The organism is Nitratireductor sp. B36 (genome assembly GCF_020833685.1).
Taxonomy (GTDB): domain Bacteria; phylum Pseudomonadota; class Alphaproteobacteria; order Rhizobiales; family Rhizobiaceae; genus Nitratireductor.
Genome location: NZ_JACKZY010000005.1, coordinates 19,282 through 34,357 on the forward strand (window position 1 = coordinate 19,282; position 15,076 = coordinate 34,357).

Genomic DNA, 15,076 nt, shown 5'->3' on the forward strand with positions numbered 1-15,076 from the left:
GGTTTTTCCTTAGCCGCCGAACATGGAGGAGAATTTCTCCTTGTTGCCGGCGATCTCATCGACAACCTTCTTCACGTCAACGCTCATGACGTTGATCTTGGTGCCCTCGGGCAGCCAATCGGGCGAACCGACAGAAGGCTTCGCCGGCAGGTAGCCCTGCTTGAGCGCCAGCTTCTGACCATCGTCGGAGAGAATGAAATCGACGAACTTCTTGGCCACGTCCGGGTTCTTCGCGGTCGACATGATGGCAACCGGCTCGGTGACGGCAGTCACGCCTTCCTCGGGGAACACGAACTCGATGGGCGAACCGTCCTTCTTGGCGTTCATGGCCATGAAGTCGACGAGCATGCCATAGGCCTTCTCACCGCTTGCAACGGACTTCAGAACAGCGCCATTGCCGCGCACGGCCACGTGACCGTTCTCCTTCAGCTTCTCGAAATAGTCCCAGCCGAGGTCGTCGCGGTTGACGAAGGCGGACAGGAGATAGGCTGCGGCACCGGAATAGAGCGGGCTCGGCATGATGGTGAGGTCCTTGTAGGCCTCGCCCGTCAGATCGGACCAATGCTCCGGCTTTTCGGCCGCTGCCGTGTTGTATGCGATGCCGGTGGTGATGAGCTTGGAGCCGAAATAGGTCTTCTCGGCGTCATAGGCGGCTTCCTCGAAGCCTTCCACATTGGCTTCCGGATAGGCCATCAGGTGGCCGTCCTTCTTGAGCGTTTCCATGCTGACTGCATCGGCGATCAGAAGCACGTCCGGCTGCGGGCTGCCAGCGGCAAACTCTGCGGCCAGCTTGGTCATGAGATCGCTGGTGCCGGAACGGAAGATCTCAACCTCGACGCCGGGATTGGCGGCCTTGAAAGCATCGACGGTCTCTGCAGCATCGGCATCAGGCTGCGAGGTGTAAAGAACGAGGTTCTCAGCGAAAGCGGCTGTGGATGTGAGCAGTGCGGCTGCGAGCGCAACCGAACGGATCGTGGACTGGCGTCCCATGGGATAACTCCTCTGTTTGCATCTCCGGGCATTTGCACCGGAGCTCCTCCCCTGCATGCGCAATATGACAGGCTTGTAACAAAAGCGCCCCTATATTGAATATGAACATATGTTTTTCGTCAATAACAAAAGAACGCAATAAAATTTCGCAATTTTACCGTTCAAATGAACCACGCGTGAAACTGCCTTGTGCTAAAACCATTGCGCGATGAGAGAGGGAATCACCGCCGTGCCGCGAAAAAGCAAAAAGAAGCCGGCAGACGAGCCAACGCTGTCTTCCGCCGATCTCAATGTGAAGATGGCCTGGCTCTATCATGTGGAAGGCCTGACGCAGGAGAAGATTGCCAGCCTGCTCAATGTGAGCCGCATGAAGGTCATGCGTGCGCTCGCGGCCAGTGCCGAAAGCCATATGGTGGTGACCACCATCAATGCCGAGACCGCCGAGCAGGTGGCGCTCGAGCGAAAACTGGAAAAGCGCTGGGGTCTGCAAAGCGCGATTGTGGTGCCTGCCCCTGAAGAGGAAGACAACCTGGAGCGCGCGATCGGGCATGCCGTGGCGCGCTACCTTGAAGAGCAGATGAAGCCTGGCATGACGCTCGCCATTGGCGGCGGCGCCACGCTGCATTCAAGCCTGAGCTTCATGGCTCAGCGCGATTTGACAGGCTCGACCGTCATCGGCCTTGTGGGCAGCCTGCCACATTCGCAATGGATCAACCCATCCATCGTTGCGACCAAAGTGGCCGAACGCTTCAAGGTGGACAGCTACCAGATCAGTGCGCCGGTGGTGGTGGACGATCCAGACCTGCGCGAACGTCTCTGGGAGCAACCATCGCTGCGCGATGTGCGCGAGCGAGCTGCCAAGGCAGACATGGCGCTTCTGACCGTGGGCGCGATTTCACCGGAGGCGACCATCTTCCGGCATGGCATCGTGCCCAAAGCACTGATCGAACCTCTGCGCGACAAAGGCGCGGTGGCGAACATTCTGTGCTATTTCGTGGATGCGGCAGGACAGATGGTCGACCACGAGGTCAACCAGCGTATCATGGCCATAGATCTGGATACGGTGGCCCGCATTCCCCATGTAATTCTCGCCGCAGGCGGGGAACAGAAGGTCTCCGCTATTCTTGCTGCCCTGCGCACGGTTTCCGCAGCCGCGCTCATCACCGATGCAGCGACAGCGCAAATGCTGCTCGACCGTGCGGAAGACGACGGGCTTTGAATATTTGACGGATGGTCAGATCAGGCCGCGCTCACGCATGAAGTCGTCAAGCCCTACATGCGTTATGGCTTCGAATTCACGCACGGCCTCAACCATGGCGCGGCGCTGGGCAGCCAAAAGCAAAAGCACCTGCCGCATCTCGCCGGAAATGCCGAAACGCTCCCAACGATCAGCGAGATGTGCGGGCAGACCGGCAGCCTCGCAAAACGCCGCGATCGTCGCGTATCCCAGATCCGCCACAAGCGCCTGCGTCTCCTCAGGTGTCGAGCGAGGCTCCAGCGCATGGTCATGCAGGCGCTGCGCGAGAAGGCGGATGTCGTTCGGCTGCGGCGCATTGGCCAGCACCTTGTTGATCAGAGACGAAACTCTCGGGGGTTTTTCGCTTTGCATCGCACTCTCCATTCGAGCCGATCATAGGACGAGAGCGGGCGGCGCTCAATCGGAAAGCGCCGCCCGGCGATACCACTTTCAAACAACGCGTTAGGCAAGAAGGCGTGCAAGGAGTTTGACACGCTGGATCACCAGCACATCCAACGCGAGCAGCGCCAGCAGCGTGATGCCCACCAATGGAAACAGCAGCGACACCAGAAGCATCACCACCACCGCCCCTTTCCACAGGGGAAGGTTGGCCGGCAACGGCGGAGCAGCAAGCCGCAGCGCGCGCGAGGGCCGGCGCATCCACCACATGACCAGGCCGCTGATCGACAGGAAGATGACGGACAGGCAGAAAACCGTGTTCAGCGCGAGGTTCCACAGCCCCATATCGCCTTCGTGGAAGGCAATGCCCACGGCCATCGCTTTGCCCGCCGGCGAATAGTCGGCAAAGCCCACATCCGCGAGAATGTTGCCAGTGTACTGGTCGATATGCACCGTCCTGTCGGACGCAGGGTCGGTGGAATCGTTGCTCATGGAATCCTGAGCAAGCGTCCACACGCCCGTATCGCCGCGCGGCGTGGCGACACGGAAGCGCCCTTCATAGCCAAGGCTGCGCCCGAACGCGACAATCTCATCGAGATTGAACGGGCCGGAAGCCGGCAGTCCGGCACGGCCTGCATCAGATCCCGACGCGGGAAGCGGCGTCTGCTCCAGCGCCCAGGGCACATCCTTGGTCGCTCCATGATTGAGCGATGCATGCGTCTTGTCGGAAAGGGGCACATTGTCCCATTTCTCCGCCGGAAAGGTGCTCCATGCCTGGACGAATTTTTCTCCCCAGACGCCAGCCCAGGACAGGCCGCTGATGAGAAAGACGAAAAGGATGAGCGCGGTGTAGAGACCGACAGTCTTGTGCAGCGACTTCCAGAAGGACCGGCCCCGCGCCCCGAAATCGGGGCGAAGCGCCTTGCCGGGCCCTTGCCCGTCACGCGGCCACCACAGATAAAGCCCGGTTACGATCAGGACGATACCGAAACCGGCGGCTATCTCGATCAACCGGTCACCCAGATCGCCGATCAGCAACGTTCCGTGAATATCTGACGCAAAGTCGTACCAGCCGGCCTGCCTGTTCCAGATGTCCAGAACCTCGGCCGTGTAGGGATCGACGGCAACCATCATCGCCTCACCTCCGCTATCGACACGGAAAACGGCGGCGCGGTCGGCTGCGGTCGGCGCGATATATTCGACCACATGGCCTTCGTGCAGCGCCGTCTGCGCGGCGGAGGCTTGTGCAAGAATGCTGGTCTGCGCACCCTGCGGCGTCACGCCAATCTTTTCGCCATCACGACCGTCTATGGCACTCACCCAGAGCATGATCAGCCCGGTAATGGCGAGCATCGCCAGGAAAGGTGCCACGTAGAGACCGGCATAGAAATGCCAGCGCCATGCCGCCAGATAGAGTTTGCGCCTCAGCGTCTTGCCGGTCGCCTCGTGCGTCGGCAGGCCGGGAAGCGCCTGTGTATTGGTATTGCTCATCATCCCCCCCTCAGCTCTGCGTTGCCAGACGCTTCAGCTTTTCCAGCATGGAATCGTGCGCCTCGCCATAGGACAGCGTGCCAACGAAGCCGCCTGTGGCGTCCATCAGATAGACCGACGCAGAGTGATCGATCGTGTAGTCCCCATCCTCCGTCGGGACCTTTTTGTAATAGACCCGATAGGCTTTGGTGATCGCCTCGATCTGCTCCTCGGTTCCAGCCAACCCCCTGATCCGATCGTCGAAGCTTGATGTGTAGCGGGCAAGGTCCTCGGGTCCGTCCCTTTCCCAATCGACCGAAACGAACGCATAATTCAGCTTATCTGCGTCGGAGCCCAACGCCTCGATCAGGCCTGACAGCTCGAAAAGCGTGGTCGGGCAAACATCCGGGCAGAAGGTAAAACCGAAGAAAATCGCCGTCGGCTTGCCAAGGAAATCAGCCTCGGTGACGGTCTCTCCGCCCTCTCCAGTGAGCGTGAACGCACCGCCTATATCGGCGGTGCCGGTTCCCCCGCCGGCCCTGCCGCCGGGGGTGATGTTCATCGTCGCCACAGCCACGATGGCAAGGACCAGCGCGAGAACCGCGCCGGCCAGGATTGAAAGCGAGCGGCGAGACATCAGCTCTTGCTCTCGCTGTGCATGTGGCTGTGGCCTTCAGGGGCAGGTGCGCCCGGTTTCGCCACAGACATCTCCACCTCGATTGAGCCCGCCTTCTCGAAGGTGAGCGTGACGGAAACCGGCGCTCCCTCGGCAATCGGCTTCTTCAGCTCCATGAACATCACATGCAGGCCGCCCGGTGCGAGATTGACCGTCTCGCCCGCCGGCACGGGGATGCCATCAGGCAGATGACGCATCTTCATGACACCATCGGTCATGTCCATCGTGTGCAGTTCCACGCGGCCCGCAAAAGCGGCCTCGGCGCTGACCAGACGGTCGTCTTCTTCGCCACCATTGACGATGGTAACGAAGCCGCCCGCGGCTTTGGCACCGGGCGGTGTCGCACGGGTCCAGGGCTGGTCGAGCTCCAGTTTGCCGAGCGTGTAATCGCCAGCGAATGCGGGGGCGGCAATGAACAGCATTGCAGCCGTTAGGGTACGGGTCAAAATGCGCATGTCTTGTCTCCATAAGCGCAGATACCGGCCACGGTCACCCGTGGACGTTTTCATGATTCAATGCGTCAGATGGAGAAAACCGGTGGCGCGCGCGCCTCTGCAAGAAAGCCAAGCGCAACAGGATGAAGAACTAGCGCACCGGGCAGGCGCGCAATGGAGAAAGCATCACGGGAGGCACAGTCTAGCCCCGCATGTTCACCCGGCAGGGCCGGCGATACGGCACAGCCTGTCTGGCAGAGCGTGGTGCAGCAGTCATGCGCGCTGCGCGCCGGCGCAGACCCATCGCTTTCGGCGAGGCCAATGCCGCTCGGCGTACAGATAATGAAACCGGGGATGCCGCCAGTGCCTGCCATCGCACCCTGGGCGAAGGCGGCGGCAAAGCCCTGCATGATGAGGAAATAGGCCAGAAGACCGGCAATCAGGCCAGTCGCAAGGCGATCCTTCAACATGTCACGCATCAGCTTCATGGGCGTGTGGTGCCACATTTCCGCAACCGTGTCACTGCGACGAATGCGGCAGCCGGACCGCAGTGGGCGAAAACACTCGTCCACTGCGGAACTTGCTTCTCTTAGCGCCGCTTGAGCAGCGGCATGTTCATGGCGTTGGCGTATTTCACGCTTTCCGCCAGGAAGGTGTCATAGCTCTCGCGCACGCGGGCAACATCTTCGCTCTGGGCGGTCAGTTCGTCACGAACCTCTTCCCATGCCTTCTTGAGCCCTTCAGCCACATCGTCCGGCACATCGCGGAAGATGACGCCCTCGGCTTCGAGCGCGGCCATGGCGCGGGCATTGTGATAATCGAACTGGGCAAGCGCCTCCTGGCTTGCGGCAAGAGCCGCCGCCTCGCAGATCGCCTGCAGGTCGGGCGAAAGCTCGGCCCATGCGTCCTTGTTGAAAACGATGGCAAGTGCTGCGCTCGGCTCGTTATAGGCCGGCAGGTAGCAGTTCTTGGTGATCTTCTGCAGGCCGAACGCCTGATCGAGGAACGGCCCGACCCATTCAGCCGCGTCAAGCGCACCCGATTGCAACGCCTGGAAGATTTCCGGCGGGGGCATGAGAACGGCGTTGACGCCGAGCTTGCGGTACATCTCGCCACCGAGACCGGCAATGCGCATGTTGAGACCCTTGAGGTCGTCCAGCGAATTGATCTCGGATTTGAACCAGCCGGCGCTCTGCGTGTTAGAATTGCCGGAGTAGAGCGGCTTCAGGTTGCGCTGGCCGTAAATGTCGTCCCACAGCTCCTGACCACCACCATAGCGCAGCCATGCATAATGCTCGGCTGCCGTCATGCCGAAGGGCACCGCGGTGAACCAGTGCAGCGACGGGTTCTTGCCGGCGGCATAATAGGGCGGGTTGTGCCCGACAGGGGCCTTGCCCTGCTGCACGGCATCCTCCACGCCGAAGGGCGGCACCAGCTCGCCACCACCGAAAACCTTGAAGGTCAGGCGGCCATCGGACATGGCAGCCACCTTCTCGGCAAAGCCGGTGACATTCGTGCCCACGCCCGGCGCATTCTTGGGAAAGCTGGTGGGCAGGTTCCACTCGATCTTGCCCTGCGCGATGGCCGGTGTGGCGAGCGCCGCAGCCGTGGCACCAGCCCCAGCCGTAAGGAATGTTCTGCGTTTCATGTCGGGTTTCCTCCTGAACAACGACTATCTGAAGAGCATGTCCGGCAGCCATGTAACCACAGCCGGGAATGTGATGAGAAGCGCCAGAGCGACAAGCTGTATGGCCACGAACGGGATCACCGAGCGGTAAATCTCCATCGTCGTGATGCTGCGCGGCGCAACCGAGCGGTAATAGAAAAGCGCAAAGCCGAAGGGCGGCGTCAGAAATGAGGTCTGCAGGTTCATGGCGAGCAGGACGGCGAACCAGACGGGCGAGAAATCCGTGGCCAGAATGGGCGCGCCGAGCAGCGGCACGACGATGTAGATGATCTCCACGGCCTCGAGGATGAAACCGAGGAAGAAGACCACCACCATGACCAGCGCGAGAGCGCCCCACTTGCCGCCCGGCACCTGCTCCAGAAAACCGGCCACCAGCTCATCGCCGCCAAAACCGCGAAACACCAGAGACAGCATGGAGGCGGCGATGACGATGCCGAACACCATGCCGGAGATGCGCAGCGTATCGATGACGGCGGGAACGAGAACATCCGTACGCATCAGCCGCCAGCCAGAGAAAACGACGCCTGCGGCGATCAGCGCGGCAGCAAGGAGCGCAACGAAGCCGGCCGGAGTGCCTAGCCCGGATGGCGGTACAAACCCGAAAGCGCGCAGGAACACCAGAATGCCGCCCGCGACAACAGCAGAGAGGATGACGCCCCGCCCGGCGCGGCCAACACCGCCGCGTGTGTAACCGGCCAGCAGGATCGTGCCCACGGCACCCAGTCCCGCCGCCTCCGTTGTGGTGGCTACCCCGCCGAGAATGGACCCCAGCACTGCCAGAATTAGCAGGAGCGGCGGCAGGAAAACGCCCAGGATACGGCTCAGCGGAACCCGCCTGCGGCTGGTATTCTCAACGGCTCCGTGGGCACCACGCAGCGTGAAAAGAATATAGACACCATAGAGGCCGACAAGCAGCAGTCCGGGCAGGATGGCCCCGGCGAAGAGATCGCCCACGGAAACGGCGTCGGGGGCGAAATTTCCGGCCTTCTGCTGCGCTTCCAGATAGGTGTTGCCGATCTGATCGCCCAGAAGCACGAGCAGGATGGAAGGCGGGATGATCTGACCCAGCGTGCCGCTGGCACAGATGATGCCGCTCGACACGCGCGGCGAAACCCCCGCCTGCAGCATGGCGGGGAGACTGACGAGGCCCAGCATGACGACCGTCGCACCGACAATGCCGGTGGACGCCGCTATGAGCGCGCTGAAAAGCAACACGGAAAGGGCAAGGCCGCGGGGCGATGCGCCAAGCATCTCGCGCAGGACCTCGAGCATGCGCTCGGCAAGCTGCGACCGCTCCAGCACCACCCCCATCAGAATGAACAGCGGCACCGACATCAAAAGCGTGTTGCTCATCACGCCCCAGACGCGGCTTGGAAAGAAATCCAGAAAAGACAGATCGAACGCGCCGAAGAGGCTGGCAATGACCGCGACGACAAAGGGCACACCGGCAATGGCGAGCATGGCCGGAATGCCACTCAGAATGCCGGCGAAGAGCCCGACCAGCATCAAACACAGAAACAGTTCGGAAAGGGTCATAGGGCCGGCTCGTCTTCGGCGGTGCGTTGTGCGTCCGGCGCGAGCACCATCGCAATACCCTGCAGGATCATCATCGCGGCCCCGAGCGGCAAGGCCGTCTTGACGACGAACAGGCCCGGAAGCCCACCCGTTTCGACCGAAGCCTCGCGGATGGACCAGGAATAGGCGAGATCCGCCCAGTCGGCCCAGATGATCAGCCCGAACACCGGTATGAGAAACAGGAGAACCGCAACCGTATCCGCGATACGCGCGTAGGTGGGCGAAAGATTCTCAGAAAGAACCTCAACGCGCACATGCCCGCCCCTGCGAAGACAGACAGGCACGGAGAAGATCAGAAGCACGGCAAATGTGTAGGAAGCGAAATCCTGCAGCTCGATGAAGCCGATGCCGAAACCATAGCGCATCACCACGATGGCAAGCACGCTGGCCGTCAGGGCCAGGCAAGCAATGACACAAAACGCCGTCGCCAGCCGATCCAGCACGGCGCAAAACCTCAAATACAGATGCAAACCCGGCTCCCATGCGAATTCGGGCGCGACGCTATCGCATGCGTGGAGGAAAGGAAACGGCTATTTGGTCGAAACCGGCGCGCAACGAAATCGCTCGCCGGAGATATCCGGCGAGCGCGTGACATGCCAGTGGTTTGAAGCCTGTTATCCGGCTTTGATCGTCGCAGCGAGGCGCGCCGAAGCCTTGTTGAGGGCGGAAAGCTTTTCAGCCTCGGACCCGTCCTTGTAGGCGGCATCGAGCGTGTTGACGATCTCGGTGAAGAGCTCCAGCTCTTCGTCCGCCGCCGTCATGGTGAGCGGCTGGTCGTCATAGGCCTCCACAAAGCGCTGGGCGGCGTAGGCGATGAGCAGAAGGGCAGCGGCGTTTTCCGGCTCGCTGGTGATGCGGGCATGGGCCTTGACCGCGCAGCCTTCATAGGCGCGAACGCTTCCGCCCTGCTCGTTCAGATCCTTCAAAAACGTGTCAAACATGATCCAGGTCCTTTGGGATTTACTGCGGCAGTTCTGAGATGCCGCCATGGTTCGCCGACCATTCGGTTGGCGCATTCAGGAATTTTTCGACCTCAGCGATCGTTTCCGGCGAAAAGCGGTTTTCTTCCTTGCAGACAGCGAGCACATCCCACCAGGTGGCCAGATGATGCAGGCGCATACCGGCGGCTTCAAGCCGCTTCGGCGTGTCGGGGAAGATATCATAGTAGAAGACAGCGAACGTGTCGGTGACCTGCGCGCCGGTGCGCGCCACGGCCTCGGCAAACTTGATCTTGCTGCCGCCATCGGTGGTCAGGTCCTCGACCAGAAGCACACGCGCGCCTTCGCTCAGCGCGCCCTCGATCTGCGCATCGCGGCCAAAGCCTTTCGGCTTCTTGCGCACATATTGCATGGGCAATCCCATGCGCTCGGCAAGCCAGGCGGCAAAGGGAATGCCCGCCGTCTCGCCACCCGCCACCGCATCGAACTGCTCGAAACCGACATTGCGGAAGATGACCGAGGCCGCGAAATCCATGATCGCGGCGCGAACGCGCGGATAGGATATCAGCTTGCGGCAATCGATATAGACCGGACTTGCAAGACCAGATGTGAACGTGAACGGCTGCTCGGCGCGAAAATGCACCGCCTCGATCTCCAGAAGCATGCGGGCGACCATTTGAGAAATGGCAGTCCGGTCGGGAAAGGTGTTGGAGAACATGTCGTGGTCCTGTTCGTTGTTCGGGCCTTTTCGCTAACAGCTATCTCCCGCCTGAACCAGCCCGGCAATGAGGAGATTTTGCTCCAGAAGAAAACGCACCATCACTCCGCCCCCGCAAGAAATGCCGAGAGGATATCCACGCCGGCAAGAAAATCGTCGATTTCCATCGCTTCCTGCGGATTGTGCGAGCCATTCCGGTTGCGCACGAACACCATCGCGGAGGGAACGCCGGCGGCAGCGAACACGGCTGCGTCGTGCCCGCCGCCGCTTGGCATGACGAAAGGCTCCTGTCCCACCTGGCGCATGGCCTCTTCGAGGCCGGCGACGAGCCCCCTGTCGCACAGCGCCGGTTCCACACGGAGCTCTTCGCCAAGCTCGAAACGCACCCGCCGGTCGCGCTCGATCTCCTTGATCTCGCTCTTCAGAAGCGCGCGCATGTCGTCCAGCGTTTCCGGCTTCTGGCTGCGCATGTCGAGGCTGAAGGACACACGGTCGGGAATGCGCGACATGGCGTGTTTTTCCGGATCTGTCGCCACGATGCCGCTTGTCAGCACCAGATCGTCGCCCTTGTTGAGGATCGTCGTCCAGCTTTCGTCGAGCCGCACCAGAAGATCGGCCATGGCGAGAACGGGATCACGCCGATAGGCCTTGGGCACCGCGCCGGAATGGCCGGCCTCGCCGTGGCAGGTGATCGAGCGGTAGCGGATATTGCCGCGAATGCCCGACACGGCGGCTGCCGGAATGTTCTTGCCGATCAGGAGCGGCCCCTGCTCGATGTGAAGTTCGAGATAGGCCGCCATCCGGCTGACATCCATGAGCGGCTTTTGCGCACGGATTTTCTCCACGGGCAGGCCGATATCGGCCATATGCGCTTCCAGCGTGCGGCCATCGCCCTTGTGGATTTCTTCAAGCTCGCGCTTTGAAAGCGTTCCGGTCAGCACCTTCGAGCCGATATAGCACGGGCCGAACCAGGCGCTTTCCTCGCCACGCATTGCGAGCACATGCACCGGTTTTGCAAAGCGGCGCCCCTCGCGCCGAGCGCGGATCAGGCAGATGAGCCCCGCGACGACACCGGCGAGCCCGTCGAAGTTTCCGCCGAAAGGCACGCTGTCCACATGGGAGCCGACGACGACGACACGCTCGGCATCGCGGTCCTCCGGAAGCGAGAAAAGCGCGTTGCAGCCTGCATCGTACCAGACCGCCAGCCCCTCGGCCTTCGCTACGTCTTCAAGATATTTCAGCGTCCGCGTCTCGATCTCGGAAAAGGCCGGGCGGCTGACGCCCTCCACATCCGGCGACAGGCGCGCAACATCGTCGAAAAGCCGCGCGGCCAGTGCATGATCCTGCGCCCGGACATCAGCGAATGGAGCGGGCTGGGTGTTCATGGCGCTGCTTCCATGAAGACGACCGCCTCATCCTGTTCGCCATCGATCACCGTGCCGATCAGGTCTTTCACCGACGAAAGCCCCTGGTTGGAAAGCCAGTCTTCCAGACCGTCGATCAGCGACAGCATGATCGTCGGGTGAATGAAGGTGGCCGTTCCCACCTGAACGGCGGATGCCCCGGCGATCAGATATTCGATCACGTCTTCCACGGTGGAAATGCCGCCGCAGCCGATGACGGGAATGCTGGTTGCCCGCGCACACTGATAGGCCATGCGCAGAGCGATGGGTTTGAGGCTGGGGCCCGACAGTCCCCCCATCAGATTGCCAAGCTTGGGCCGGCGCGTGTTGATGTCGATGGCCATGGAGAGGATGGTGTTGGCCACCACCAGCGCATCAGCGCCAGCCTCTTCCGCGGCGCGCGCAACTTCAGAGGTCTCGCCCGTGTTGGGTGTGAGCTTGGCCCAGAGCGGCAGGTCGGTCGCCGCGCGCAGCTTGCGCATCACGTCATGTGTGGAAGACGGGCGGATGGCGAACGCCTTGCCGTCTTCCTCGATGTTCGGGCACGAGATGTTGACCTCGATGGCCGCGACGCCGGGCACGCTGACCTCGGAACACAGCGTTGCGAACTCATCCGCCGTGTTGCCTGAAATGGAGACGACGAGCGGTGTCTCGTAATGGGCATAGAACGGCACCACCTTCTCGATGAAGGCACCCACGCCCTTGCTCGGAATGCCGATCGAGTTGAGCATGGATCCGTTCACCTCGCAGACGCGCGGCGTCGGATTGCCGTCGCGCCAGCCACGGGTGATCGTCTTGGTCACATGCGCGCCAAGCCGCTCGAGATCGAACACCTCCGCGAGATCCTCGGAGAAGGTGCCGGATGCCGGCATGATCGGGTTCTTGAGCTTGAGCCCGGAAATATCGACCGAAAGATCTACCATGCAATCGCCTCCATCATGTCGAAGACGGGGCCTTCGCGGCACACGCGCAGATGCACCTGCCGGTCGCCGCGATTGAACGGGCGCACGCAGCAATGGCACATGCCGATGCCGCAGGCCATCTGCTGTTCCAGCGCGATCTGGCCGGGAATGCCGTGGCGTTCGCCGATGGTCTGCAACAGCCTGAGCATGCGGTTGGAGCCGCAGGTGTAGAATGCGTCGGCGCGCCCGGCCGCGATCAGCCCCTCGATAACCTTTTCCAGATTGTCGAGATCGGACGTGCCTTCCGCGTCGGTCAGCGTGATCACATCCGCGCCGAGCGACGCAAAATAATCCGTCGACATCAGATAGTCGGGATGACGCGCGCTGCAGATCGCGGTGAGCCTGCGGCCAAGACGGTTGGCCTCCAGCGCCAGCGGGGCAAGCGTGGCAAGCCCCACGCCGCGCGCCACCAGCACAAGATCCTGCCAGTCATCAGCAATGGTGAAGGGCTCGCCGAGAGGGCCGAGAACATTAAGCCTGTCGCCGAGCGCCAGCGAGGCCAGCGCGCGGGTGCCCGCACCCGTTACCTTGTAGAGGAAATGCAGCTCCCCCTTTTCGGGATAGAAGCCGTAAATGCTCATGGGTCGGCGCAGAAAGGGAGTCTCACCGCCGGCCTGCGGGCACAGAAGATGAAAGAACTGCCCTGCACGGCAGCGCTTCAGAATGTCATGCGGTGCCGCAAGAACCAGAAGACGATATTCGCCATTGACCGGCTCGTTGCTCTTGACCGAGAGCGGCAGCTCGAAAGCCTTGATTGACGGCACGTCGTCCATCGTTTCAATCCTTTCTGGCATTCCCATCAGCCGAACACAAGGTTGGGCAGGAAGGTGGAAATGTCCGGCACATAGGTGATGATCGCCAGCACGATGAGGTTCGCGATGATGAAGGGCCACAGACCCGAAATGATCGTGAGGACCGGCTTGGAGAGCGTCGAGGACGCCACGAAGATGTCGAGCCCGAAGGGCGGCGTTATCATGCCGATGGAAATGTTCAGCGTGACAATCATGCCGAAATGGACGGGATCGATGCCGAGCGCCAGAGCCACCGGATAAAGCGGCGGAACGAGGATCAAGAGCGCCGAATTCGGATCGATGAACATGCCGGCGATCAGGAAGCTGATGTTCACGATCAGGAGGAACATGATCGGCCCGGCATGGATTGCGTCGAGAAACGCCGTGATCGCCGATGGCACCTGCGCCAGCGTGATGAAATAGGAGAGCAGCCCACCCATCGCCAGAAGAACGAAGATGATGGCTGTGGAAATGGCCGCACGCTCCGTGACGGCAAAAAGCTTGCGGAAGGTCAACTCGCGAAAGATCACGCCTTCCACGAAAATGGCGTAGACGACGCTGGCCGCCGCGGCCTCGGTGGGTGTGAAATAGCCGCTGTAAATGCCGCCCAGAATGATGATCGGCATGCCGAGCGCCCACCCCGCCTCGCGGATCGCAATGACGCGCTCTTTCCAGCTCGTGCGTGGGCCGCGCTCGACGCCGGAGCGGCGCGCTTCAAGCGCCGCCATGATGGCGAAGGCAAGGCCAAGCACCAGTCCGACGGCCAGACCCCCGACGAAGAGCTTCGCAACCGAGGTGCCTGTCATCCAGCCATAGATGATGAAGGTGATGGATGGCGGAATGAGCAGCGCCGTCTCGGCGCTTGAAACGATCAAACCAAGCGAGAATTTGTCGCTGAAACCGGCCTTGCGCATTTCCGGATAGACCATGCGCGCCATGGCTGCGACTGTGGCCGGTGCGGAGCCGGAGACTGAACCGAACGCCATGGAGCCACCAATGGTGGTGTAGCCCATGCCGCCGCGCAGATGGCCGACCAGCACCTTGACCAGGCCGGTGAGGCGACGCGCGATCTGCCCCTCGCCCATCAGCTCGGCCGCCAGAATGAAGAAGGGAATGGCCAGAAGCGTGGTGTGGTTGATGCCGCCCAGAATCTTCTGCACGACCACCGGGTCTGGCAGGTTTCCGTAGAAAAATTCCTTGATCATGAGCGCCGGCACGCCCAGCACGAGAAACATCTCGAAACCGAGGACCAGCAGCAGGACCGCAACGATGATGACGAGTGCGAAAAGGATCATTGTTCCTCCGATGCCTGACCGGCGAAACGATCGATGCGGCCGAAAAAGCTGAGCGCGAAGCGCAGCGCCATGAGCGCAAAACCGATGGTGGGCGCGAGATAGATCCAGAAGACCGGAATGTTCAGCGTCGGGCTCTTCTGGCCCATGCCGTAAACGAAGGCGGTCATCTGGTAGCCGAGCCAGACAAGATAGATGCAAAACACGAAGCCGATCGCATCGATGATCTTTCTGAGCGGCAGCCCGGTCGCCCGCGCAATGCGGTCGCGCCAGGTGTGCACACCGGCGTGGCGTCCCTTTTCAAGGGCGAGACCGACCGTGAGGAAAACGAGGAAGAGGCTCATCAGCCGCACAGCTTCCTCGACCCAGGCGAACTCGGAGGCAAAGGTGCCACCAACCTGCCGGGCCAGCACATTTGCAGAATAGAGCGCGACCATGGTCAGAAAGATGGATACCGCCGCAACCCGCTCTGCAGTTCTGATGATGGCAAGTGCTTTCAACGTC

Annotated in this window: 17 protein-coding genes; 1 reads left to right on the forward strand and 16 read right to left on the reverse strand. The window is 61.5% G+C overall.

Annotated elements, in window-relative coordinates; translation table 11 throughout:
* Positions 1–9: 9 nt before the first annotated feature.
* Positions 10–990, reverse strand: a complete 981-nt coding sequence (locus H7H48_RS18670; RefSeq protein ID WP_229450662.1) for an ABC transporter substrate-binding protein — start codon at positions 988–990, stop codon at positions 10–12.
* A gap of 208 nt (positions 991–1,198) precedes the next feature.
* Here H7H48_RS18670 and H7H48_RS18675 point away from each other — a divergent pair, with 208 nt between their 5' ends.
* Complete coding sequence (locus H7H48_RS18675; protein WP_229450663.1) at positions 1,199–2,209, forward strand: sugar-binding transcriptional regulator; 1,011 nt, start codon at positions 1,199–1,201, stop codon at positions 2,207–2,209.
* A gap of 15 nt (positions 2,210–2,224) precedes the next feature.
* Here the strand turns inward: H7H48_RS18675 and H7H48_RS18680 are convergent, their stop codons facing one another.
* The 15 genes from H7H48_RS18680 to H7H48_RS18750 all read right to left on the reverse strand — a co-directional run bounded on the left by H7H48_RS18680 (position 2,225) and on the right by H7H48_RS18750 (position 15,072).
* Entirely contained in the window at positions 2,225–2,599 is a 375-nt protein-coding gene (locus tag H7H48_RS18680; protein WP_229450664.1) for a hypothetical protein, read from the reverse strand.
* Between the two features lie 90 nt (positions 2,600–2,689).
* Positions 2,690–4,117, reverse strand: coding sequence for a PepSY domain-containing protein (locus H7H48_RS18685; protein ID WP_229450665.1), 1,428 nt, complete (start codon positions 4,115–4,117; stop codon positions 2,690–2,692).
* A 10-nt stretch (positions 4,118–4,127) separates the two neighbouring features.
* The gene (locus H7H48_RS18690; protein ID WP_007010765.1) at positions 4,128–4,733 is read right to left on the reverse strand and encodes an SCO family protein; all 606 of its coding nucleotides are present in this window, start codon (positions 4,731–4,733) and stop codon (positions 4,128–4,130) included.
* A complete protein-coding gene (locus H7H48_RS18695; RefSeq protein ID WP_090330079.1) occupies positions 4,733–5,227 on the reverse strand; it encodes a copper chaperone PCu(A)C in 495 nt (164 codons plus the stop codon). The genes H7H48_RS18690 and H7H48_RS18695 overlap by 1 nt, the downstream gene beginning before the upstream one ends.
* A gap of 65 nt (positions 5,228–5,292) precedes the next feature.
* The gene (locus tag H7H48_RS18700; protein WP_229450666.1) at positions 5,293–5,778 is read right to left on the reverse strand and encodes a hypothetical protein; all 486 of its coding nucleotides are present in this window, start codon (positions 5,776–5,778) and stop codon (positions 5,293–5,295) included.
* Positions 5,779–5,795: 17 nt separating this feature from the next.
* The gene (locus H7H48_RS18705; RefSeq protein WP_229450667.1) at positions 5,796–6,854 is read right to left on the reverse strand and encodes a TRAP transporter substrate-binding protein; all 1,059 of its coding nucleotides are present in this window, start codon (positions 6,852–6,854) and stop codon (positions 5,796–5,798) included.
* Between the two features lie 24 nt (positions 6,855–6,878).
* Positions 6,879–8,429, reverse strand: a complete 1,551-nt coding sequence (locus H7H48_RS18710) for a TRAP transporter large permease subunit (RefSeq protein WP_229450668.1) — start codon at positions 8,427–8,429, stop codon at positions 6,879–6,881.
* On the reverse strand, positions 8,426–8,911 hold the full coding sequence (locus H7H48_RS18715; protein WP_229450669.1) for a TRAP transporter small permease subunit: 486 nt from the start codon (positions 8,909–8,911) through the stop codon (positions 8,426–8,428). Before H7H48_RS18715 ends, H7H48_RS18710 begins: the two co-directional genes overlap by 4 nt.
* 171 nt (positions 8,912–9,082) lie before the next feature.
* Positions 9,083–9,409 carry a hypothetical protein gene (locus H7H48_RS18720; protein ID WP_065817805.1) on the reverse strand — a complete coding sequence of 109 codons (327 nt, stop codon included), beginning with the start codon at positions 9,407–9,409 and terminating at the stop codon, positions 9,083–9,085.
* Between the two features lie 19 nt (positions 9,410–9,428).
* Entirely contained in the window at positions 9,429–10,124 is a 696-nt protein-coding gene (locus H7H48_RS18725) for an orotate phosphoribosyltransferase (RefSeq protein WP_065817806.1), read from the reverse strand.
* A gap of 101 nt (positions 10,125–10,225) precedes the next feature.
* Positions 10,226–11,509, reverse strand: coding sequence for a Zn-dependent hydrolase (locus tag H7H48_RS18730; protein ID WP_229450670.1), 1,284 nt, complete (start codon positions 11,507–11,509; stop codon positions 10,226–10,228).
* The gene (locus tag H7H48_RS18735) at positions 11,506–12,450 is read right to left on the reverse strand and encodes a dihydroorotate dehydrogenase (protein WP_229450671.1); all 945 of its coding nucleotides are present in this window, start codon (positions 12,448–12,450) and stop codon (positions 11,506–11,508) included. Before H7H48_RS18735 ends, H7H48_RS18730 begins: the two co-directional genes overlap by 4 nt.
* On the reverse strand, positions 12,444–13,262 hold the full coding sequence (locus H7H48_RS18740) for a dihydroorotate dehydrogenase electron transfer subunit (RefSeq protein WP_229450672.1): 819 nt from the start codon (positions 13,260–13,262) through the stop codon (positions 12,444–12,446). Before H7H48_RS18740 ends, H7H48_RS18735 begins: the two co-directional genes overlap by 7 nt.
* A 26-nt stretch (positions 13,263–13,288) precedes the next feature.
* Entirely contained in the window at positions 13,289–14,575 is a 1,287-nt protein-coding gene (locus H7H48_RS18745) for a TRAP transporter large permease (RefSeq protein ID WP_229450673.1), read from the reverse strand.
* A complete protein-coding gene (locus H7H48_RS18750; protein ID WP_229450674.1) occupies positions 14,572–15,072 on the reverse strand; it encodes a TRAP transporter small permease in 501 nt (166 codons plus the stop codon). Before H7H48_RS18750 ends, H7H48_RS18745 begins: the two co-directional genes overlap by 4 nt.
* Between the last annotated feature and the right edge of the window lie 4 nt (positions 15,073–15,076).